The following is a 20,994-nucleotide window of genomic DNA, read 5'->3' on the forward strand; positions in this document are numbered from 1 at the left end:
TTCCGTAAAACTTCTACACCAGCACAGGTAATTTCCCGAACGAGGGATACCCTTTAAAGTGGCTTCATCTCGTACCTACGACACTGGAGCTCACGAAATGGCAGAAAGTAGCACTACCCACCCTAGAGTTTTACGGATCAAGGAGGTGCTGAAGCGTGTGGGGTTGTCGCGGTCAACGCTTTATGACCGGATGAATCCAGCATCACCGCGCTACGACGATTCGTTCCCTAAGCGGGTGAAAATTGGCAAATGGGCGGTAGGTTGGCTGGAGTCGAGCATCAATGAGTGGATTAATTCATTGGTTGAGAACACCTCAGTCAGTAAATGACAAAAGCTCAAGATCCGTCCATCTAAACTTCAATTGTGCGTACTAACTTAAGATAAAAATTGAGTTTATTAAAGGCTCGATTCGGGCTGGCTATTGCTTTTTGTTTGCTGTTTATCTGGGGTGGAGGAGGTGTGTGAATATTGGTTTATATGTTATTAGAAGTGTATGTAGACAATATAATAAGATAGTGGTGAGTGTCAGGTGCAGAACTATCAGGGGGTGTTGGTGATTAGATTCGTTGGGTAGAGGGTGGTGACTGGTTATTCTAGAGGATTGTATTGATTATTGAGGTGGTGGGTTATGAGTCTTAATGAATGGGAGTTTGTCGATGCTTATAGAGAAAAGGTTGTTGAGAGTCTCTATGATCCAATAAGTGGTCAAGAGTCTTCTTATCGCGGTGATGACGGTATGTTGTTTGATTCTGTTAGCAGGATCATGAAGCTAGTAAGTGTGGCAGAAACGTCCTTAGGGGACGTTTTTAAAGGAGGAGTACTTGGAGTTAGAGAGGAGATGGTCTTAACAACAGCGCAACAGTGCATCGTCGCTGCTGTCGTGATTGACTATTTTGAGCTTGAAAGAGATATGGTGCTATTTAAGGTTAATCCTTATGTGCGTGCTGTTTGTGATTGTTATAAAAGTATTAGGCCTTCAAGTCCTTTCAGTGTGGAGAGGGCAGGCTTGCCTGAATGCTTTCGTAGGCTAAATGATTTTGTTAGTGCGGTGCGAAAACAAATCTCTAGTGGAGAGTTCAGACGGAAAATGTCAGCACACGTCCGTGCTGTTAATAAAAACTACGCTGGTTTGCTGGAATACATAGATGCCTTGTTTGCACGGTACGCTCGGTTATTGGTATTAAGAATTGATTTCTCTTACGGGAAAGGTGAGTTTGAAATCGAAGATTGCATTAAGGTGCATGAAAGGTTAAATATATTAAATCTGGTTTCAGAAAAGATTGTTCGGCATCGCATGCAGTTACTTCATCACCTGAAAAGCAAGCGCCCTGAACTGGGGATGGTGGGGTATGTATGGAAGTTGGAGTATGGAAAGGAGAAAGGCCATCATTACCACATGATGTTCTTCTTGGATGGGGCAAAGGTACGGAAGGATATTGTCATCGCACAGCTGATAGGTGAACACTGGAATGAGGTAGTCACACAAGGGGAGGGCGTGTACTACAATTGCAATGGTGACAAGGGTAGGTATAAATTTTGTGGCGTAGGAATGATTAATTACCATGATGCGGAGAAGTTGAGTAATCTTAAGGAAAAGGCAGCGATTTATCTTACAAAGGTTGATCGGTATGTAAGTGCTTGTATGCCTGGGAATAGGAGGACTTTTGGTAAGGGTAACGCCCCAAAGATGAGTGAGCAATCAGTTGGGCGACCGAGAGAATATTAATGTCAAGTGGCCCTTTTCAAGTCGAAGGTTGGGTAATCCTAACGGCAGCAGAAACTAGAGGGTCACGCTTTATCCAGTGTCTTAGTGTTCTTTTGATATTGTCTTTGGTTGGATTTCTAATGTTGTTTTCTTTCATGTATTTTTCGATTTCAGGCAATATTGCTTTGTATGCATCAAGATCCTGTGTCCAGCCATTTGTTGGTGTTAGTGTGTCGAGTAGCTCGCAAGCTTTTTGCTTGGTTGCCAAGTGACGATTTTGACGAGCGATACCACCTTCTTTGGCAATCTCTGATCGTGTTTTTACGTCTTCGTTGAAAAATCGTTGTTCACCTAAGTAAAGTTCATACAGGCCTGCACACAAGAGTTTTACTCCAGCGTCAATTCCAAGCTGTTCGTAGCGGCTTATAGAGTAGAAAATGCTCGAGCAGGAGTTTTTTATGTGGTGGAATGCGGCAATTTTTCCATTTCCGAAAATAGGTCGTAGTTTGTCTCTGAGCTCTTTGTCGTTATCTGTGTTTGTCGATATACTTTCTTTGAATACCACGTCAAGCTTGGTTTTGTTTTCGTCTGAAAGCGTTCTGCGAAGCATTATGTAGCGCTTGATTACTAGGTCTAACACCTCGTTTGCGGCATCCTCTATGTCAAGAAGGATTAGATGCTTGTATTCTGGGTAGTCCTCTAGCCTGGGTAATATAGATTTTTCTTCGTGGGTTGATTGTTCAAGGATAAGCTCCAGCTTTGATTTGGGCGATGCAGTCCAGTTATCAAAGTCAAGAGTTAGCTCTATAGCTACGGGATTAGTCATTGATGAGGCTGCTAAGTAGTTGAGGGTAAAGTTTTATTTTTGTACATTCAGTGCGCAAGGTTTTTACCCTTGGATTAGTAGTAAGGGCAGCTACTTTGAAGTGACTGCTTTATCAATTAGGTTGGAATCTCTTATGTTCGGCCTTTGGCTTGCAAATGAAATCGACCCAATCTGTCATGAGTGCTCGTCGCTTGTCGAGAAAGTCAGAGCGAGAGTACGCCCCTTCTGTCTGGTCTCGCTCGTCGTGCGCCAACGCCATTTCACAGACCTCACGTGGATAGTGAGTGCATTCACCGGCCCAGTCTCGAAACGAGGATCGAAAGCCGTGTCGGGTGATATGTTCGTACCCCATGCCATGCAGTAGCGTTCGTACTGCGTTTGCGTGCATGACCCCCGTCTTGCCTTGGCCTGGAAATAGAAAGGCGCTTCCCTCATCTCGGGGAATGCTCTTCACCAGCTTTACGACTTCCTCGGCAAGCGGAATTACGAAAGCTACTCGCATCTTCATTCGCTCATCTGGCAGTGACCAAGTTCCAGCTTCTAGATCAAATTCATCCCAACGAGCGAACCTGACCATGTGGGCGCGTGCGCTGGTCATGATCAGCAGTTGAGCGGCCCAAGACGGAGGTGTGGAGTTTGCCCTGAGCTTTATCATCAGAGCCGGCACATCCTGCCAGCGCAATGCTTCAAAGTGCTCACGCTTCCGAGCCTTCTTCTTTTCAGCACGGCTTAACAGATTGTCTAAATGCCCGCGCCAGCGAGCCGGATTCTCACCTTCTCGCAGGTTGCGTGCCTTCGCTGCGTCCAGGACCTGTTCTATTTGCCCACGCACCTCGTCAGCGGTCCTAGTCTTGGTGGCCCAGATGGGTTGCAACACTTTGAGCACTTCGGGAGTGCCGATGTCTTCGGCTGACAGCTTGCCGATGTGATCAAACGCATACAGCTCCAGCTTTCGCAGCCAGCCTTTACGCCATTTATCCGACCATGCCGCGCCGTGAGCATCACGGTATTCCGTTGCGAGTGTTTCGAACTTCAGTTGCTTGGCTTCACTTGCACGCTGGGCTTCCCGTTGAGCGGCGCGCTCTATGTCGCGAGCGGCTAATGGGTCTATACCGTCACTCAATTGGGTGCGTTTAGCACTGGCGTCCTGTCTAGCTTTCTTGAGACTCACCTCAGGGAATGAGCCCAGGCCCATCTCTCTGCGACGGCCTGCCAGTTGAAAGCGAAGTAGCCAGGATTTACGTCCGGTAGGTTTGACGACCAAGCGAAGCCCATCACCATCTTCGTAGGTGCCGGGCTCGGTTAGGTTTTCGACTTGTTTCGGATTCAGCTTACCCATTGGATTTCCCCTCTCGTCCCTTTTGTCCCCCCACCTGTCCCCCCACTTCATCGTCGGATGAGGTCAAATGGCGTCGAACACCATTGGACAAGGAAGAGCCGAGAACGCCCGTGATAGCTAGGCTATCGGCAGGATTCTCAGATGGGATAGGATTATTTCGGACAATTAAAAAGCCGGCTTGTGGCCGGCTTCTCGGGGACTGGCTTGGATCATTTTTGGTAAACCGCGCCAGCCTTCAAAACGTACACCCGGATCTTGCGTCCGGCTGTGGGACCTGGTGAGAAAGTCATCTGCCAGGTCAGTGCATCCGAGCCGCAAGGCGGGTCGATGCGCAAATGTGGGGCGCAGCATACGCAGGTTTGATGGAAATTCCCAGCGGGAAGTGCGAGGCAGAGCCGCCGGGCCACTCGGGTGGGGCGGCAATGGGTGGTCTGGAGCGCTTAAAGAAACGGTACCGCCGGCCGCCGTTTGTTCAGGGTCGACCACCAGAATACCCAACCCAGCACCCTGATGTTCTGCTCTTCGATCTGTGCGGCCCTGAAGATTTCATCCGGGTATTCGGCGCGGTTGTGGCTGCGCAGTCGCAGGGAGTTGCCCGGCAATCGGTGCAGGTACTTGATGCGTAGCATGCCGTCATGTTCGATGGCGTAGATCTCGCCATCGATGATCTGGGTCAGGCCTCGGTCAATCGCCAGGGTCGAACCGTCTTCAATTTTCTCTCCCATGCTGTTACCGCTCATGAAGGCACAAATGGCGTCGGCGTGGTTGATTTCCAGGGAGTCAAGGTGGCTGCGGGGCAGGCGGATCGATTGCTTGGGGTCTTCTATGACGTGGGTTTTGTTGGAGCCCGGGGCGATAAAAGCTTCTGTATAGAAAGGCAGTTCGACGTCGGCAGGCTCGATGACCGTGTAGACACCGCGAATGGTCTGGGCATCGAAGGTGTTGCCGGATTCGTCGAGCAGGCGCAGGTGTTGGGCGTCTTTCAGGCCTTCGCCGGTTTTCAGCCAATCGCTGCTGACGGAGAGTTTTCTGGCGACTTCTTCCATGCAGTGGGCGGGCACGCCACGGGTGTACCAGTTATGTACATTTTGCGGAGCCGTATCCAGAAAGTCGGCAAATCCGGTGGTTGTGATGTTCGCTGCTTCGAGGAGCGCTTTAAAGCGTGGGCCGCTTGTGTTCTTTTTCATGAACACGAGTCTACTGGCGGCTGGTAGGGGTTTGAATAAACGCCTCGTTCAAATTTCGCGGGAAATTTACGACCGGATGTAAGACGCTCTTGGGGAATTTTAAACATGCAAAAACCAAGAGCTGCCACGGTTAAACGGGCCGTTTGGCGTGCTTATCAAGCACCCACAAAAAACCCCGGATCACCCGGGGTTTTTCTTGAAGCCTGGAGCTTGAAGCTCGCGGCTGCTTTTAGCCCTTATAGGCAGCAACCGACTTGGTGATCGCGTCGCGGGCGGCGTCTGCGCCAGCCCAGCCTTCGATCTTCACCCATTTGCCTTTTTCGAGATCTTTGTAGTTCGCGAAGAAGTGCTCGATCTGCTGGATCAGCAGCGCTGGCAGGTCGGTGTATTCCTTCACGTCCACGTACAGCTGGGACAGCTTGTCGTGTGGGACTGCGATCACTTTGGCATCGCCGCCACCGTCGTCGGTCATGTTCAGGATGCCGACCGGACGAGCGCGGATCACCGAACCTGGAGCAACCGGGTAAGGGGTTACAACCAGCACGTCGAGGGGATCACCGTCGTCAGCCAGGGTGTTCGGGATGTAACCGTAGTTGGCCGGGTAGAACATTGGGGTGGCCATGAAACGGTCAACGAACAGGCAATCGCTGTCTTTGTCGATTTCGTATTTGATCGGCGCGTGGTTGGCCGGAATCTCGATCGCGACGTAGATGTCGTTCGGCAGGTCTTTGCCAGCCGGAATCTTGCTGTAGCTCATTGGGCGTTGCCCCCGTTAGTTGACCAGAAATACTTGGCCGGATTGACCAAAAAGTGGCGGCGATTATAGGCATATTCCTGGGTCGACGCCATGTACCAGAAGTCGTATGGCGCTTACTGGTCTGCCTGATAGACAGGGTCATGCGCCTTTAGTTGCTTCAACCTCGCCAGCGGGTCCTGGCGATAGAACAACTTCAGCTGCTGGTACACCTGTGGATAAACCTCGTGCAGCAAATCCGGAGCGCTGAAGAAGTATTCGCTGGTGACGGCGAAGAACTCGGCAGGGTTTTCGGCGGCATACGGGTCGATGGCCGTTTCGGCGTCGGGATTGCGCTCCAGTTGCCGGTCGAGGTCGTCGTAGGCCTTTTGCATGACGTTGGCCCAGTCGCTGACCCGCATGTCGGGATGCAACGGCGGCAGGCCGTTGGCGACGCCGTTGAGCATGTCGAGTTTGTGCGCCAGTTCGTGGATCACCAGGTTGTAGCCTTCCCAGCCACCACTGGCCATCACACCCGGCCAGGCGAGGATGATCGGGCCTTGCTGCCAGGCTTCACCGCTGTGCTCACCGTCCCATTCGTGCTCGACGCCGCTGGCATCGCGATGGCGCTGAGGGCTGAGGAAGTCGTCGGGGTAGAGAATGATTTCGTGGAAGCCCTGATACCAGTTCAGGTCGCCGAGGTGCAGCAGCGGCAGTTGCGCCTGGGCAGCGAGCAGCAAGCGTTGCTCCTGATGCAATTCGACGCCGGGCAGGGCGGTCAGGTGCTTGTCTTCGAGGAACAGCACGCAAGCTTCGCGTAGCCATTGGTCTTCGGCGGCACTGATGCCATCGAGAAAACTCAGGTGCTGGCGCACCCGTTGCCACATGTCATCGGCAATCGGGTGCTTTGCCAGGGTGCGCCGGCGACGCCAGGCGCTCAGGGACCACATCGTGTCAGCGCGATTCGGCTTTGGAGCTCGAAGCCGCAAGGCGGTTACGTACCATGCCAATGATCATCGGCACCAGCGAGAGCAGGATGATGCCAACCACCAGCAGCGACAGGTTCTTCTTGATGAACGGCACATTGCCGAAGAAGTAACCGAGCGTCACCAGCCCGCCGACCCACAGGACAGTGCCGAAGACGCTGAAGGCGAAGAAACGCGGATAAGGCATTTTCCCCACACCGGCGACGAAGGGTGCAAAGGTGCGGATGATGGGCAGGAAGCGCGCCAGGGTCACGGTCTTGCCGCCATGCTTGTCATAGAAGTCGTGGGTTTGTTGCAGGTAGTCGCGGCGGAAGATCTTCGAATTCGGGTTGCTGAACAGTTTTTCACCCGCCGTTCGTCCGATGATGTAGTTGGTGCTGTCGCCCAGAATCGCCGCCAGCATCAACAGGCCACCAAGCAGTACCGGGTCCATGCCGCCACCGGCCGCCACGGCACCGGCGATGAACAGCAGCGAGTCGCCCGGCAGGAAGGGCATGACCACCAGGCCAGTCTCACAGAAGATCACCATGAACAGGATGGCGTAGATCCATGCCCCGTAGTTGGTTACGAGCATGTCGAGGTAGACGTCGAGATGCAGGACAATATCGATCGGGTTGAAATCCATGGAAAGCACCTGTGGTAATGGCCCGACTCAGCAGGCCTGTGCGGATGACTTCGCGTAAGACTACGGATAAGGGTAGTTTTTCTTACAAGCCGGGAAGTTCGGGATTATACGAGGCGAGAGGTGAAAATCGCGTCGATATTGTAGCGGGGAATGTCATGGCAAGACCGATGGCTTGATACCAGACGTTGTGGGAGCGAGCCTGCTCGCTCCCACAGGTGCAGGTGATTCAGAGTTCGTCGCTGATCGGCAGCACATAGTTCTTGAATTCGGTGTCTTCCTTGAATCCGATGGATTCGTAGGTTTTGCGCGCGACTTCGTTGTTGCTGCTGGTGGAAACACGCATGCGCACGGCATTGGTTTCCTTGGCCATTTTTTTGGCGGTGCGGATCAGGTTGTCGGCCACCAACTGGCGGCGGGCGTCCTCGGCGACATAAATATCGTTGAGGATCCACACACGTTTGAGCGAAAGCGAGGAGAAACTCGGATAAAGCTGACAAAAACCCATCAGTTTGTTGCTGTCGTCATCGGACAGCGCCAGGTAGATCACCGACTCCTTACGACGCAGGCGTTTTTCGAGGAACGCCCGGGACGAGTCCGGATACGGCAGGGAGCCATAAAACTCACGATATTTGACGAACAACGGGGTCAGCAGGTCCAGGTGTTCGAGGGTCGCTTGAATAATCCGCATGGTAGGTCTCGTCTTCAAGTGGCTGTCTACGTCTATGACGGCGATGGGAAACCCTTGGCGGCCGCGCCACGATCCTGCCTGAAACTGGTACGAGTGTGCAATGCAGAAGCGGTTCAGGCATTCGGCGGGCCGAGCAGGAAATTACCCTTCATGTCGGCTCCCACGTCCGACTCCAGTGTCTGAACCTGTGCTTCATCCTTCAGATTGACCCCTGACAACTGCCGTCGGCAGGCTTCGCGCATCAAATACAGCAAACGGTGTGCCGCCATGCCGTAACTCAGGCCTTCGAGCCGCACGTTGGAGATGCAATTACGGTAGGCATCGGTAAGGCCGACCTTGGGATTGTAGGTGAAATATAAACCCAGGCTGTCCGGAGAGCTGAGGCCAGGACGTTCGCCGATGAGGATTACGGTCATTTTTGCTCCGAGCAATTCACCGATTTCGTCAGCGACCGCCACGCGCCCCTGTTCCACCAATATCACCGGCGCTACAGTCCAGCCTTCGGCTGCAATCTGTTCTTCGAGGCGCGCCAGAAAGGGCAGGGTATGGCGATGAACGGCCAGCGCCGACAAGCCGTCGGCGATCACTATCACCAAATCGACCCCGCCAGGGTGTGCCGAAGCATACGTGCGCAGGCTCTTTGCCGACGTGTCACTCAGTTTTCGTCCCAGGTCCGGGCGTTGCAGGTAACTGTTGCGGTCGATCGCCGCGCTGTGCAGCAAGAGACTTTCGTGCCCGCGTTCGGCCAGTTGTGAGCTGAGTGCCGTGTGATCGAACGGCAAATGCACCGCATCCCGCGCCTGGGCGTGGGCGTATTGGAAGTCCAGTTGGGCGTGGGTGGGAATGCTGGTGCCGGTGCGACCCAGGGCAATTCGTGCCGGTGTCAGGCGTCGTAGTTCCAGCCATGGGTTGTGGGGATCGAAAGGTAGTTTGTCCATGTCATTACTCATCCCAGTTGCGCCAGGGCTTGGCGGAAGGCTGGTGGCAGGTTGCTGCCAAACAGAACCCGGCCGTCCGCCTGGGTGAAGATGCCCATTTTTGCCAGCCATTGCTCGAACTCCGGCGCAGGCTTGAGCCCCAGGGTCTGCCGGGCATAGAGCGCGTCGTGAAACGAGGTGGTCTGGTAGTTGAGCATGATGTCGTCGGAGCCGGGGATCCCCATGATGAAGTTGATCCCGGCGACACCCAGCAGGGTCAGCAGGGTGTCCATATCGTCCTGGTCAGCTTCGGCATGGTTGGTGTAGCAGATGTCGCAACCCATGGGCACACCAAGCAATTTGCCGCAAAAGTGGTCTTCCAGGCCGGCGCGGATGATCTGTTTGCCGTTGTACAGGTATTCCGGGCCGATGAAGCCGACGACCGTATTCACCAGAAACGGGTTGAAATGACGTGCGACGGCGTAGGCGCGGGTTTCGCAGGTTTGTTGATCGACGCCATGGTGGGCATTGGCCGACAGGGCGCTGCCCTGGCCGGTTTCGAAGTACATCAGGTTCTGGCCCAGGGTGCCGCGATTCAGACTCAAGCCGGCGTCATAGCCCTCCTTCAATATACTCAGGTTGATGCCGAAACTGGCGTTGGCCGCTTCGGTGCCGGCGATCGACTGGAACACCAGGTCCAACGGGACACCGCGATTGACCGCTTCGATCGACGTGGTGACATGGGTCAGTACGCAAGCCTGGGTCGGGATCTCGTAGCGCTGGATGATCGCGTCGAGCATCTCCAGCATCGCGCAAATCGAGGCGATGCTGTCGGTGGCGGGGTTGATGCCGATCATCGCGTCGCCATTGCCGTGCAGCAGACCGTCGAGAATGCTTGCGGCGATGCCGGCCGGTTCGTCGGTGGGGTGATTCGGTTGCAGGCGCGTGGACAGTCGACCGCGCAGGCCCAGGGTGCCGCGAAACCGCGTGACCACGCGGATTTTTTGCGCAACCAGCACCAGATCCTGCACACGCATGATCTTTGATACCGCAGCAACCATTTCCGGAGTCAGGCCGGGGGCGAGGGCTCGCAGGACCTGTTCGTCGGCGGCATCACTGAGCAGCCAGTCGCGAAAGCCGCCGACGGTGAGGTGACTGACGACGGCGAAGGCTTGTTTGTCGTGGGTATCGATGATCAGGCGGGTGACTTCATCGGATTCGTAGGGGATCAGTGCTTCCTGCAGGAAATGGCTCAGCGGGGTGTCGGCCAACGTCATCTGTGCCGCGACGCGCTCGCCGTCATTGAGGGCTGCGACGCCGGCCAGAAAATCTCCGGAGCGTGCCGGGCTGGCCTTGGCCATCACTTCCTTGAGGCTGTCGAAGCGGTAAGTCTGGGCGCCGACGGTATGGGCGAATGCGGCCATGGGGCGGAGTCCTCCAATAATTACTGCGATCTGCTTTTCCTGTGGGAGCGGGCTTGCTCACGAATGCGGTGTGCCATTCCAAATAAATGTCGACTGACACGATGCCTTCGCGAGCAAGCCCGCTCCCACATGGGAACTGCGTGCACTTCAATATGGCCGGCACCGGTCAGTGAGCCCGGTGCCGGTGCATTCAGACACCTTCGAGCATAGCGTCTGCCGGTGCCTCGGAGCGTTGCTTGGCGGTCAGCTGGAAGTACAGGTAACCGGCAGCCATGAAGCCGAGGAAAATCAGGCCGATCAAGGTGTTGAACCACGCCATCGCCACCAGGCACACCACCGCCAGGAACAGCGCGATACCCGGCACGATCGGATAACCCGGGGCGCGGAAGGTGCGTTCCAGGTTCGGTTCGGTTTTACGCAGCTTGAACAGGCTCAGCATACTGATGATGTACATCACGATGGCGCCGAATACCGACATGGTGATCATCGCCGCCGTCAGGGTCATGCCTTGCAGATTGACCAGGCCATCGCTGTAGATCGCCGCAATGCCGATCACGCCGCCGGCCAGGATCGCCCGGTGCGGTGTCTGGAAGCGCGAAAGCTTTGCCAGGCCGGCGGGCAGATAACCGGCACGGGCCAAGGCGAAAAACTGCCGCGAGTAGCCGAGGATGATCCCGTGGAAACTCGCCACCAGGCCGAACAGGCCGATCCACACCAGCATGTGCATCCAGGTCGAATTGTTGCCGACCACCGCTTTCATCGCCTGGGGGAGCGGATCGTTGATGTTCGACAGCTGGCGCCAGTCGCCGACACCGCCCGCCATCACCATCACGCCGATGGCCAGGAACACCAGCGTCAGAATGCCGCTGACGTAGGCCTTGGGGATTGTACGTTTCGGGTCCTTGGCTTCTTCGGCAGCCATGGCTGCACCTTCGATAGCGAGAAAGAACCAGATCGCGAAGGGAATGGCGGCGAAAATGCCAGGAATCGAGCCCATCGTGAACTCATTGGCACCCGACCAGCCATTGAGCACAAAGTTGCTGAAGCTGAAGCCCGGCGCGACCACGCCCATGAACACCAGCAGTTCAGCGACGGCCAGCACGGTGACCACCAGTTCGAAGGTGGCCGCGATGCTGACGCCGAGGATATTCAGGCCCATGAACACGAAATAGGCGCCAACGGCGGCGATCTTCGGGTCCAGTTCCGGGTATTGCACGTTGAGATAGGCGCCGATGGCCATGGCGATGGCCGGTGGTGCAAAGACGAATTCGATCAGGGTGGCGATGCCGGCGATCAACCCGCCTTTCTCGCCAAAGGCCCGGCGGCTATAGGCAAATGGCCCGCCAGCATGGGGAATCGCGGTCGTCAGCTCGGTGAAGCTGAAGATGAAGCAGGTGTACATCGTCGCCACCATCAACGCAGTGACGAGGAAACCCAGTGTGCCTGCGGTGCCCCAGCCGTAACTCCAGCCGAAGTATTCGCCGGAAATCACCAGGCCGACGGCAATGCCCCATAAGTGCAGGGTGCCGAGTGTGGGTTTGAGCTGTGTGGAAGAAGTAGTCATAAGTCCTCTCTATTTTTTATTGTTCGATCTTTTGGACTTTCGGGTACGACGGGTTGGGTGCAGATCCTGAATGACGGGTACGCAAGGCCCGTGCCAGAGCGGCCAGCCTTTGTGTTGTGTCATGAAGGACGTCTTCGCGGGCAAGTCGAATCGTCGCACCGCAGCTCCCACATTGGACTTGTGTCGGTTATCTAATGTGGGACTACACAAATCCCCTGTGGGAGCGGGCTTGCTCGCGATGACTATCGAAAGGGCGACACAGGAATACCTGCATCGCCCCCCGGTTTTTTAGAAGAAGCCCAACGGGTTGATGTCGTAGCTCACCAGCAGGTTTTTGGTCTGCTGATAGTGGTCGAGCATCATCTTGTGGGTTTCACGGCCGACGCCGGACTTCTTGTACCCGCCGAACGCGGCGTGGGCCGGGTACAGGTGGTAGCAGTTGGTCCACACACGACCGGCCTTGATGGCGCGGCCCATGCGGTAGGCGCGGTTGATGTCGCGGGTCCAGAGGCCGGCACCCAGGCCGAACTCGGTGTCGTTGGCGATGGCCAGGGCTTCGGCTTCGTCCTTGAAGGTGGTGATGCTCACCACCGGGCCGAAGATTTCTTCCTGGAACACGCGCATTTTGTTGGTGCCCTTGAGCAGCGTCGGCTGGATGTAGTACCCGCTTGCCAGGTTGCCCTCGAGTTTTTCCACCTTGCCGCCGGTCAGCAGCTCGGCACCTTCGCCCTTGGCGATTTCCAGGTACGAAAGAATCTTGTCGAATTGCTGTTCGGACGCCTGGGCGCCGACCATGGTGTCGGTATCCAGCGGGTCGCCACGTTTGATTTGCAGGACCTTCTTCATCACCACCTGCATGAACTCGTCGTAGATCGACTCTTGCACCAGTGCACGGGAAGGGCAGGTGCAGACTTCGCCCTGGTTGAAGAATGCCAGCACCAGGCCTTCGGCGGCTTTCTCGATGAAGGACGGTTCAGCCTTCATGATGTCTTCGAAGAAGATGTTCGGCGATTTGCCGCCCAGCTCCACGGTAGACGGAATAATGTTTTCGGCGGCGCATTTCATGATGTGCGAGCCGACCGGGGTCGAGCCGGTGAAGGCAATCTTGGCGATGCGCTTGCTGGTGGCCAGCGCTTCACCGGCTTCTTTGCCGAAGCCTTGCACGATATTCAGCACGCCCGGTGGCAGCAGGTCGCCGATCAGTTCGACCAGCACGGTAATGCCCAGCGGGGTTTGTTCGGCAGGCTTGAGCACCACGCAGTTGCCGGCAGCGAGCGCCGGGGCGAGCTTCCAGGCAGCCATCAGGATCGGGAAGTTCCACGGGATGATCTGCCCGACCACGCCCAGCGGTTCATGAATGTGATAGGCCACGGTGTTGCCGTCGATTTCGGCAGCGCTGCCTTCCTGGGCGCGCAGGCAGCCGGCGAAGTAGCGGAAGTGGTCGGCGGCCAGAGGGATGTCGGCGTTGAGGGTTTCGCGCACGGCTTTGCCGTTGTCCCAGGATTCGGTGATCGCCAGGGTTTCCAGATTCTGTTCGATGCGGTCGGCGATTTTCAGCAGCACCAGCGAGCGCGCCTGGGCTGAGGTGGCGCCCCATGCATCGGCAGCGGCGTGGGCAGCGTCCAGGGCCTTGTCGATGTCTTCGGCCGTGGAGCGCGGGAATTCGGCAATCGGTTGGCCATTCACTGGCGAGGTATTGGTGAAGTACTGACCTTTGACAGGCGCGACGAACTCGCCGCCGATGTAGTTACCGTATTTGGCTTTGAACGAAACGATAGCGCCTTCAGTACCGGGGTGAGCGTAACGCATGATGGTTTCTCCTTGGTTCTTGTGCTTATAAGGAAGACGCGCATGTGCGCTTGCTTTAAGCGTAGAGCAAGGGCCGGGCCAGTGCGTTGCATCTCAGGTAAATCAAGACCTTGCGCGATTTTTGTCGGACGTACGGAGCACGCCCGTGACGCTTTCGGTACAGCCGGCGTGACACTTTGTACCGCTTCTGGCACAGCCTGTGACCGGGTAGTCTTGCAGGCATTGCAATGCAGGCCCGGCTGGAGGATGCTCGGCATCACCTCATGCACGGGACGCCGAGCCCCGGGGAGAATAATAAGAAATGCACGACAACCATTTGAGTCGCCATGCCCAGCAAGTATTGACCGTGACCCAGGGCAAGGCCCACCTGCACGGCCCCGGCAGCGATCCGTCCATCGCCCGTTCCTGGCTGCGCTGCCTCGAGGACTATCATCTCGATCCGGCGCTGAGCATCGCACCGACGGTGCTGGAGCATGGCCGTGTCCTGGAAAGTCGCGAACGCTTGCAGCAGGTGCTGCACATTGCTGGCAATGAAATGACCAGCCTGCACCAGCAACTCTCCGGTGCCGGTCATGCGGTACTGCTGACCGACGCCCGCGGCGTGATCCTCAATTGCGTCACCGCGCCCGCCGAACGACAGATTTTCGAGCGCGCCGGGCTCTGGCTCGGTGCCGACTGGAGCGAAGCCTGCGAAGGCACCAACGGCATTGGCACTTGCCTGGTGGAGCGTCAGTCGCTGACCATCCATCAGGACGAACACTTTCGTGGCCGCCACACCGGCCTGACCTGCTCGGCGAGCCCGGTCTTCGATCCGCATGGCGAATTGCTGGCAGTGCTCGACGTGTCGTCGGCGCGGCGCGATGTGTCGCGGCAAAGTCAGTTCCACACCATGGCTCTGGTCAATCTGTCGGCGAAGATGATCGAAAGCTGTTACTTCCTGCGCTGCTTCGACAATCAATGGTTGCTGCGTTTTCACTTGCAGGCTGAGTCCGTCGGTTTGTTCAGCGAAGGCTTGCTGGCGTTCGACGGAGAAGGGCGCATTTGCGCGGTCAACCAGAGTGCGCTGAACCTGCTTGGACACATTCGCGGCGGCTTGCTGGGCAAACCGGTGGAGGCGTTTTTCGACTGCTCGCTCGATGAGTTGCTGGGGCGGGCGAGTATCAATGCCGCGGCCAGTTGGCCATTGCGTACCCGTGATGGTCGCAAGCTGTTCGCGGTATTGCGCGGTGAGGCGCGGCGGTCGCTGCCGACTCCGAGGGTAACTGCTCCCACGGTTGCACACGCACCGCGCCTGTCAGGCATTTGCCTGGATGATGCGGCGTTGCAGGCGGACTTCCGCAAGGCCTTGCGCGTCTACGAGCGTGACGTGCCACTGCTGATCAACGGCGAAACCGGGTCTGGCAAGGAGGCCTTTGCCAAAGCGGTGCACCACGCCAGCCAGCGGGCGGAAAAAGCCTTTGTCGCCCTCAATTGCGCGGCCATTCCCGAAAGCCTGATCGAAAGCGAGCTGTTCGGTTACCGCGGCGGCAGCTTCACCGGCGCCCGCAAGGAAGGCATGCGCGGCAAGTTGCAACAAGCCGACGGCGGGACGTTGTTCCTCGACGAAATCGGAGACATGCCGCTGGCTCTGCAAACACGCTTGCTGCGGGTGCTGGAAGACCGGCAAGTGGTGCCGATCGGTGGCGAGCCGGAAGCGGTTAACGTGCGGATCATCAGCGCCACCCACCGCAATTTGCTGGATCGCGTGCAGGACGGCAGCTTTCGCGAGGATTTGTATTACCGGCTCAACGGGCTGGAGGTGGCGCTGCCAGCATTGCGCGATCGCAGTGACAAGTCGCAGTTACTCGACTTTTTACTGTCCGAAGAGGCCGGCACGGAAACCGTGCTGATCGACGGGCCGGCGCGGGAGGCCTTGTTGGGGTTCGCCTGGCCGGGCAACGTGCGGCAGTTGCGCAATGTGCTGCGTACGTTGGCAGCGTTATGCGATGGCGGACGGATCGGTCTGGAGGATTTGCCGGCCATGATTCGCAAGGTCCGACCGGTGGTAATGCAGGCCGTTGAAGAGCCATCGGAGCATCCGCTGGAGGATGCCGAGCGTTTAGCGTTGTTGAACGCGCTGGAGCAGACGCGCTGGCATATGACGCATACAGCAGAACAACTGGGCGTCAGTCGAAATACCCTTTATCGCAAGCTTCGTAAACACGGAATTACCCGTTAATCCGAGTCGCGCCATTCGCGAGCAAGCCCGCTCCCACAGGGACCGCATCGTTCCTGTGGGAGCGGGCTTGCTCGCGAATGGCGTCGGTGAGGGCGAAACACAAGGTGCGAATTTCCCCTCCCTAAGCTAACCTGCGGCCATGTTTTACGAGGTCGACTATGCACATTCATATTCTTGGTATCTGCGGCACTTTCATGGGGTCAATGGCGGTTCTGGCCAAAGAGCTGGGCCATCACGTGACCGGCTCCGATGCCAACGTCTATCCGCCGATGAGTACTCAACTGCAAGCCCAGGGCATCGAGTTGACCCAAGGCTACGACCCGGCGCAACTCGATCCGGCCCCTGATCTGGTGGTGATCGGCAACGCCATGTCCCGGGGCAACCCGGCGGTGGAGTACGTGCTGAACAAAGGCCTGCCTTACGTCTCCGGCCCGCAATGGCTGGCGGATCACGTGCTGCAAGGTCGCTGGGTACTGGCCGTGGCCGGTACGCACGGCAAGACCACCACCAGCAGCATGCTGGCATGGGTACTGGAACACGCAGGCATGGCCCCCGGCTTCCTGATCGGCGGCGTGCCGCAAAACTTCTCGGTGTCGGCGCGCCTGGGTGACACACCGTTCTTCGTCATCGAAGCCGACGAGTACGACAGCGCGTTCTTCGACAAGCGCTCTAAGTTCGTACATTACCGCCCGCGCACGGCAATCCTGAACAACCTCGAATTCGATCACGCCGATATCTTCCCGGACCTGCCGGCCATTGAGCGGCAGTTCCATCATTTGGTGCGGACCATCCCGAGCGAAGGCCTGGTGATCCATCCGACCACCGAGCCGGCGTTGCAGCGCGTTATCGAAATGGGTTGCTGGACCCCGGTGCAAACCACAGGAGCCGGCGGTCAGTGGCAGGTCAAGCTGCTCAGTGAAGATGGCTCGAAGTTCGAAGTGATGTTCGAAGGCGTCGCCCAGGGTGTGGTCGAGTGGGACATGACTGGCCAGCACAACGTCGCCAACGCCCTGGCGACGCTGGCCGCCGCACGCCACGTCGGTGTCGTGCCATCCATGGGCATCGCCGCGTTGAGCGCCTTCAAAAGCGTGAAACGCCGGATGGAGAAAGTCGCGGAAGTCCGTGGCATCACCATTTATGACGACTTCGCTCACCACCCGACCGCCATCGCCACCACGCTGGATGGGCTGCGCAAGCGCATCGGCGATGCACCGTTGATCGCAATCATCGAGCCCCGTTCCAACTCCATGAAGCTCGGTGCGCACCGTGACGGATTGCCGGAAAGCGTGGTCGATGCCGATCAGGTGATCTGGTACGCACCCGCCAACCTTGGCTGGGATCTGGCGGGCACTGCGGCGCTGTGCACTGTGCCGTCGATTGTCAGCGATTCCCTTGAAGGCATCATCGAGCGCGTGAAGAGCCAGGCCCAACCCGGCACTCACGTGGTGATCATGAGCAACGGCGGCTTCGGCGGCCTGCACGGCAAACTGGCCGAGGCGCTGAAATGAACAACGGCCCGGACCGCATCACCCTGGCAATGACCGGCGCCTCAGGCGCCCAGTACGGTTTGCGCCTGCTCGACTGCCTGGTGCGGGACGATCGTGAAGTGCACTTCCTGATTTCCAAGGCCGCGCAGTTAGTGATGGCCACCGAAACTGACGTCACGCTGCCGTCCAAGCCGCAGATGATGCAGGCGTTCCTCACCGAATACACCGGTGCTGCCGCCGGGCAGATTCGGGTGTACGGCAAGGAAGACTGGATGTCGCCGGTGGCCTCGGGCTCCGGCGCGCCCGCGGCGATGGTGGTGGTGCCGTGTTCGACGGGCACTTTGTCGGCCATCGCCACGGGTGCCTGCAACAACCTGATCGAGCGTGCTGCGGACGTGACGCTGAAAGAGCGTCGGCAGCTGATTCTTGTGCCTCGCGAGGCGCCGTATTCGAGCATTCACCTGGAGCACATGCTCAAGTTGTCGAACATGGGCGTGACAATCCTGCCGGCATCACCGGGCTTCTATCACCAGCCGCAAACCATCGACGACCTGATCGATTTCGTCGTGGCACGGATCCTTAACCTGCTGAATATTCCTCAGGACATGTTGCCGCGTTGGGGCGAGCATCATCTGACCAGCGATGAATAAGCTACTGGTGGTGGTACTGGCGCTGCAACTGGCCGGGTGCGCCACGGCGCGCACGCTCGATGCGGCCAAGCCGGGGGCACCGGTGGTGTACTCGGGTACTCGCCTGGATTTGTACGCGATGAACGGCGGTTGTTGCGCCAAGGATCGTTTCGGTGCCGAAGCACCGGGCTATCCCGGTGTCGACCTGCCGGCGAGTGCTTTGCTCGACACGCTGCTGTTGCCGCTGTCGTTGTTGACGGTAATTGGCGTGAGTTTTCAGGCGACGGGTGGGTTGTAATAGAGCGCTTCGCGCTCTATCGCGAGCAAGCTCGCTTCCACAGGTTTTTCAGCGATTTCAAAATTTGTGTACGACACAAAATCCTGTGGGAGCGGGCTTGCCCGCGAAGAGGCCCGCTCAGGCATCATAAAATTACTTGCCCAACTTCCTCAGCTCATCCGACTCGACAATCCTGACCCCGTCCTGCTCTTCCAGCGCCAGGCGCCACATCGCACGAGCCAGTTGGCAGGCCTCGATACCATGGTATTTGCCAGGGATCAGCCGAGACAACGGGCCGGCGACTTTCTCGCCCAGTCGCGGTTCGGTGCGATCACCCAGCAACAGCGAAGGGCGGCAAATAGTCAGCTGCGGCCAGTCTTGCGCGCGCAATGCGTACTCCATCTCGCCTTTGACCCGGTTGTAGAAAATCGAGGATCTGCGATCGGCTCCCAGGGCACTGATCACGATCAGGTGCCGTGCGCCCATCTCCCGTGCGCGTTTGGCAAAGGCTACGACCATGTCCAGGTCCACTGCGCGGAACGCCTGTTCCGAGCCTGCCTGTTTGATGGTGGTGCCCAGGCAGCAGTAGGCGATGTCGACACGGCCGTTCAACTGCGGCAGAAACTCCGCCGGGTCGCCGACGGGGTTTTCAAGGTGCGGGTGTTTGGCCAGTGGCCGGCGTGAGGGGGCCAGAACCCGGGTAATCGTTGGCTCGTTAAGCAGGCGATCAAGCAGGTGTTCACCCGTTAAACCGGTGGCTCCGGCGAGCAGCACGTGCTGAGGCGTCAAGTACATAGTGTTTCTCCCTTGATACTGTTCAGCTTAGTTGCTGTTTGCATCCTTGCTTTCGTTAGACGCACTTTGCAGGGCTTTTCGTGCCTGTTGTTTGCGCAGTAATTGCCAATGCGAAAGGACGGTTTTCGGTGCCCAGATCTGTGGTTCGGATGCTTCGAAACCGTCTGCCAGTTCACGTTCGGCGACAGTGGCCTTGGCCAGTTTGAAGGCTTGGTCCAGGTCATCGGTCTGGTTCAGGGCCTGGGCGAAGAGTGCATCGCCGAAGTAGGTGAAGTTGGCTTCCTCCGAGCAGCCGAAGGACACCCGGTCGGCCCGCGAGGCCGTCATGATCAGGGTCCGTTCATCCTTGAGGGCGGGGATGAAACCGCCGGAGTAGCAGGACGAAATCACGATGATCTTGTCGCGGTTTTTCAACGGGGCGAGAACAGCGGCCAATTCGTCGGCTGGAAGATCGGCCAGCTCCATGCGCGGCTGGTCCAGCACCAGCTCGTGTTCGCTGGTGCCATGGCTGGTCAGGTAGATGAAAATCAGGTCTTCCGGACCGCTGCGTTCGGCCAGCGTCAGGGCTGCTCGGCGCAGGTTTTCCCGGGTAGCCATCGGGCGGTCGGCGAGGTGGTCGCGATGGTTCACCAGGCGGATCTGGCCAAAGGCGCCGAAACGGGTGGTGAGCATATTGGCGACGTAGTCGGATTCGCGCAGAAATACGCTTTGCTTGCCATCACCGCCCAAGGTCAACGAATACAGCTCCACCGCCGGGGTCGAGGGCGGAATGCTGGTCAGCGCCGAGTCGAGCAAGCGCCCCTGCGCCAGCAGGCCGAGCTCCAGAGTGTCGGGCAACAATTTGCCCTCGGCGTCGCGCACGCGCTGGCCATTGATCCAGGTGCCGCTGAGCACGGTGCCGTCGGTCAACACCAATGTGCCGCGCCCCTGGTAACTGTCGTTGTCGAACTGGCCGGTGTAAAAGCTGCCGTCCGACAGGTTCAGTCGGCCCTGGCCGGAAAAGCGCCAGTCGTTGAACTGGCCGATGTAGTGGCTGCCGTCAGCACCAATCAACTCGCCCTTGCCGTTCAGTGAACCTTCCTTGAACTGACCCAGCCAGACATCGCCGTCGGCGTTTTCGTAGCGGCCTTTGCCGTGCAGTTGATTGTTCTTGAAGCCGCCGACATAGATATCGCCATCGGCGCTGTTGAACGTCCCGTTGCCTTCCAGTTGGCCGTCGACGAAGTGCCCGGTGAACTGATTGCCGTTGCCGTCGCTACGCTGGCCTTCGCCATTGGGTTTGCCGTGGGCGAACTGGCCCTGATAGGCGCTGCCGTCCTCGAGTTCGAGGCGACCCAGGCCGGCGTACTGATCGGCCTTGAACTCTCCGCGATAGCTCATGCCGTTTTCTTTGAGTGTGCCTTCGCCGTTGCGCCGGCCAGCCTTGAAGCCGCCGCTGTAACTGTTGCCGTTGGTGGTCAATGCCCCTTGACCGTCGAACAGTCCCTGATTGAACTGTCCGCGATAGACTTCGCCATTGCTGCCATGCCATTCGCCCTGGCCTTGCCACTGGCCTTTGTCGAATTCGCCGGCGTACCAGCTGCCGTTCGGGTAGTCGATGCGCCCCTTGCCCTGCAGCAAGCCATTGACCAGGTCACCGCGATAGCGTCCGCCGTCCGGCAGGCGCGCGTCGGGGGACAAAGGCGATTCGCCGTCGCCGCAAGCGGTGAGCATCAGGGTCAAGGCAAGGAGTGCAAGTGGGCGCATAGCGGATTCCGGGCAATTAGGCGAAGGAGTATGCCGCAG

At 57.7% G+C, this 20,994-nt stretch carries 19 protein-coding genes; 6 read left to right on the plus strand and 13 right to left on the minus strand.

What is annotated here, in order from left to right; genetic code table 11:
• The first annotated feature begins 97 nt into the window (after nt 1-97).
• Complete coding sequence (locus ACEN8Q_RS26525; RefSeq protein WP_413703957.1) at nt 98-328, plus strand: helix-turn-helix transcriptional regulator; 231 nt, start codon at nt 98-100, stop codon at nt 326-328.
• Between the two features lie 300 nt (nt 329-628).
• Nucleotides 629-1,726, plus strand: coding sequence for an inovirus-type Gp2 protein (locus ACEN8Q_RS26530; protein ID WP_413703958.1), 1,098 nt, complete (start codon nt 629-631; stop codon nt 1,724-1,726).
• Between the two features lie 16 nt (nt 1,727-1,742).
• On the opposite strand, the gene ACEN8Q_RS26535 is transcribed toward ACEN8Q_RS26530, so the two are convergent.
• From ACEN8Q_RS26535 to ACEN8Q_RS26585, 11 genes are all read right to left on the minus strand, one after another.
• The gene (locus tag ACEN8Q_RS26535; RefSeq protein ID WP_413703959.1) at nt 1,743-2,531 is read right to left on the minus strand and encodes a hypothetical protein; all 789 of its coding nucleotides are present in this window, start codon (nt 2,529-2,531) and stop codon (nt 1,743-1,745) included.
• A gap of 112 nt (nt 2,532-2,643) precedes the next feature.
• Complete coding sequence (locus ACEN8Q_RS26540; RefSeq protein WP_413703960.1) at nt 2,644-3,870, minus strand: tyrosine-type recombinase/integrase; 1,227 nt, start codon at nt 3,868-3,870, stop codon at nt 2,644-2,646.
• Nucleotides 3,871-4,310: 440 nt separating this feature from the next.
• Nucleotides 4,311-5,057: a LexA family transcriptional regulator gene (locus tag ACEN8Q_RS26545; protein WP_413423587.1), complete on the minus strand. Its 747-nt coding sequence runs from the start codon at nt 5,055-5,057 to the stop codon at nt 4,311-4,313.
• A 229-nt stretch (nt 5,058-5,286) separates the two neighbouring features.
• Nucleotides 5,287-5,814, minus strand: a complete 528-nt coding sequence (ppa, locus tag ACEN8Q_RS26550) for an inorganic diphosphatase (protein ID WP_007894323.1) — start codon at nt 5,812-5,814, stop codon at nt 5,287-5,289.
• A gap of 113 nt (nt 5,815-5,927) precedes the next feature.
• On the minus strand, nt 5,928-6,740 hold the full coding sequence (locus tag ACEN8Q_RS26555) for a zinc-dependent peptidase (RefSeq protein ID WP_413423589.1): 813 nt from the start codon (nt 6,738-6,740) through the stop codon (nt 5,928-5,930).
• A gap of 4 nt (nt 6,741-6,744) precedes the next feature.
• Nucleotides 6,745-7,401 carry a DedA family protein gene (locus ACEN8Q_RS26560; RefSeq protein WP_413423591.1) on the minus strand — a complete coding sequence of 219 codons (657 nt, stop codon included), beginning with the start codon at nt 7,399-7,401 and terminating at the stop codon, nt 6,745-6,747.
• A gap of 226 nt (nt 7,402-7,627) precedes the next feature.
• Entirely contained in the window at nt 7,628-8,089 is a 462-nt protein-coding gene (locus ACEN8Q_RS26565) for a GNAT family N-acetyltransferase (protein WP_413423593.1), read from the minus strand.
• A 113-nt stretch (nt 8,090-8,202) separates the two neighbouring features.
• Nucleotides 8,203-9,027, minus strand: a complete 825-nt coding sequence (gene eutC, locus ACEN8Q_RS26570; protein ID WP_413423595.1) for an ethanolamine ammonia-lyase subunit EutC — start codon at nt 9,025-9,027, stop codon at nt 8,203-8,205.
• Nucleotides 9,028-9,035: 8 nt separating this feature from the next.
• On the minus strand, nt 9,036-10,430 hold the full coding sequence (locus ACEN8Q_RS26575; protein WP_413423597.1) for an ethanolamine ammonia-lyase subunit EutB: 1,395 nt from the start codon (nt 10,428-10,430) through the stop codon (nt 9,036-9,038).
• 190 nt (nt 10,431-10,620) lie between these two features.
• Nucleotides 10,621-11,994 carry an ethanolamine permease gene (gene eat / locus ACEN8Q_RS26580; protein ID WP_413703961.1) on the minus strand — a complete coding sequence of 458 codons (1,374 nt, stop codon included), beginning with the start codon at nt 11,992-11,994 and terminating at the stop codon, nt 10,621-10,623.
• A gap of 288 nt (nt 11,995-12,282) precedes the next feature.
• Entirely contained in the window at nt 12,283-13,803 is a 1,521-nt protein-coding gene (locus ACEN8Q_RS26585; protein ID WP_007994183.1) for an aldehyde dehydrogenase family protein, read from the minus strand.
• Nucleotides 13,804-14,104: 301 nt separating this feature from the next.
• Here ACEN8Q_RS26585 and ACEN8Q_RS26590 point away from each other — a divergent pair, with 301 nt between their 5' ends.
• From ACEN8Q_RS26590 to ACEN8Q_RS26605, 4 genes are all read left to right on the plus strand, one after another.
• Nucleotides 14,105-16,021, plus strand: a complete 1,917-nt coding sequence (locus ACEN8Q_RS26590) for a sigma-54-dependent Fis family transcriptional regulator (RefSeq protein ID WP_413703962.1) — start codon at nt 14,105-14,107, stop codon at nt 16,019-16,021.
• A gap of 158 nt (nt 16,022-16,179) precedes the next feature.
• On the plus strand, nt 16,180-17,529 hold the full coding sequence (mpl, locus tag ACEN8Q_RS26595; RefSeq protein WP_413423603.1) for a UDP-N-acetylmuramate:L-alanyl-gamma-D-glutamyl-meso-diaminopimelate ligase: 1,350 nt from the start codon (nt 16,180-16,182) through the stop codon (nt 17,527-17,529).
• Nucleotides 17,526-18,158 carry a flavin prenyltransferase UbiX gene (gene ubiX / locus ACEN8Q_RS26600; RefSeq protein ID WP_008022902.1) on the plus strand — a complete coding sequence of 211 codons (633 nt, stop codon included), beginning with the start codon at nt 17,526-17,528 and terminating at the stop codon, nt 18,156-18,158. Before mpl ends, ubiX begins: the two co-directional genes overlap by 4 nt.
• Nucleotides 18,151-18,435 (plus strand): YceK/YidQ family lipoprotein, encoded by a 285-nt coding sequence (locus tag ACEN8Q_RS26605; RefSeq protein ID WP_413423605.1) that lies wholly within the window; start codon nt 18,151-18,153, stop codon nt 18,433-18,435. The genes ubiX and ACEN8Q_RS26605 overlap by 8 nt, the downstream gene beginning before the upstream one ends.
• A 132-nt stretch (nt 18,436-18,567) precedes the next feature.
• Here the strand turns inward: ACEN8Q_RS26605 and ACEN8Q_RS26610 are convergent, their stop codons facing one another.
• Together ACEN8Q_RS26610 and ACEN8Q_RS26615 are read right to left on the minus strand one after the other, a co-directional pair.
• Nucleotides 18,568-19,209, minus strand: a complete 642-nt coding sequence (locus tag ACEN8Q_RS26610) for an oxidoreductase (RefSeq protein WP_413423607.1) — start codon at nt 19,207-19,209, stop codon at nt 18,568-18,570.
• Nucleotides 19,210-19,236: 27 nt separating this feature from the next.
• On the minus strand, nt 19,237-20,955 hold the full coding sequence (locus ACEN8Q_RS26615; RefSeq protein ID WP_413423609.1) for a C13 family peptidase: 1,719 nt from the start codon (nt 20,953-20,955) through the stop codon (nt 19,237-19,239).
• Nucleotides 20,956-20,994: the final 39 nt, after the last annotated feature.

It is taken from the genome of Pseudomonas sp. Pseusp16 (genome assembly GCF_047324915.1).
Lineage (GTDB): Bacteria > Pseudomonadota > Gammaproteobacteria > Pseudomonadales > Pseudomonadaceae > Aquipseudomonas > Aquipseudomonas fluorescens_CD.

Excerpts from the sequence above, each read along its gene's own strand:
- ppa (WP_007894323.1), bottom strand. The coding sequence starts at position 5,814 with ATGAGCTACAGCAAGATTCCGGCTGGCAAAGACCTGCCGAACGACATC.
- ACEN8Q_RS26560 (WP_413423591.1), bottom strand. The coding sequence starts at position 7,401 with ATGGATTTCAACCCGATCGATATTGTCCTGCATCTCGACGTCTACCTC.
- eutC (WP_413423595.1), bottom strand. The coding sequence starts at position 9,027 with ATGGACAAACTACCTTTCGATCCCCACAACCCATGGCTGGAACTACGA.
- ACEN8Q_RS26535 (WP_413703959.1), bottom strand. The coding sequence starts at position 2,531 with ATGACTAATCCCGTAGCTATAGAGCTAACTCTTGACTTTGATAACTGG.
- eat (WP_413703961.1), bottom strand. The coding sequence starts at position 11,994 with ATGACTACTTCTTCCACACAGCTCAAACCCACACTCGGCACCCTGCAC.
- ACEN8Q_RS26575 (WP_413423597.1), bottom strand. The coding sequence starts at position 10,430 with ATGGCCGCATTCGCCCATACCGTCGGCGCCCAGACTTACCGCTTCGAC.
- ACEN8Q_RS26605 (WP_413423605.1), top strand. The coding sequence starts at position 18,151 with ATGAATAAGCTACTGGTGGTGGTACTGGCGCTGCAACTGGCCGGGTGC.
- ACEN8Q_RS26615 (WP_413423609.1), bottom strand. The coding sequence starts at position 20,955 with ATGCGCCCACTTGCACTCCTTGCCTTGACCCTGATGCTCACCGCTTGC.
- ACEN8Q_RS26590 (WP_413703962.1), top strand. The coding sequence starts at position 14,105 with ATGCACGACAACCATTTGAGTCGCCATGCCCAGCAAGTATTGACCGTG.
- ACEN8Q_RS26540 (WP_413703960.1), bottom strand. The coding sequence starts at position 3,870 with ATGGGTAAGCTGAATCCGAAACAAGTCGAAAACCTAACCGAGCCCGGC.
- ACEN8Q_RS26585 (WP_007994183.1), bottom strand. The coding sequence starts at position 13,803 with ATGCGTTACGCTCACCCCGGTACTGAAGGCGCTATCGTTTCGTTCAAA.
- ACEN8Q_RS26545 (WP_413423587.1), bottom strand. The coding sequence starts at position 5,057 with ATGAAAAAGAACACAAGCGGCCCACGCTTTAAAGCGCTCCTCGAAGCA.
- ACEN8Q_RS26530 (WP_413703958.1), top strand. The coding sequence starts at position 629 with ATGAGTCTTAATGAATGGGAGTTTGTCGATGCTTATAGAGAAAAGGTT.
- ACEN8Q_RS26555 (WP_413423589.1), bottom strand. The coding sequence starts at position 6,740 with ATGTGGTCCCTGAGCGCCTGGCGTCGCCGGCGCACCCTGGCAAAGCAC.
- mpl (WP_413423603.1), top strand. The coding sequence starts at position 16,180 with ATGCACATTCATATTCTTGGTATCTGCGGCACTTTCATGGGGTCAATG.
- ubiX (WP_008022902.1), top strand. The coding sequence starts at position 17,526 with ATGAACAACGGCCCGGACCGCATCACCCTGGCAATGACCGGCGCCTCA.
- ACEN8Q_RS26610 (WP_413423607.1), bottom strand. The coding sequence starts at position 19,209 with ATGTACTTGACGCCTCAGCACGTGCTGCTCGCCGGAGCCACCGGTTTA.
- ACEN8Q_RS26525 (WP_413703957.1), top strand. The coding sequence starts at position 98 with ATGGCAGAAAGTAGCACTACCCACCCTAGAGTTTTACGGATCAAGGAG.
- ACEN8Q_RS26565 (WP_413423593.1), bottom strand. The coding sequence starts at position 8,089 with ATGCGGATTATTCAAGCGACCCTCGAACACCTGGACCTGCTGACCCCG.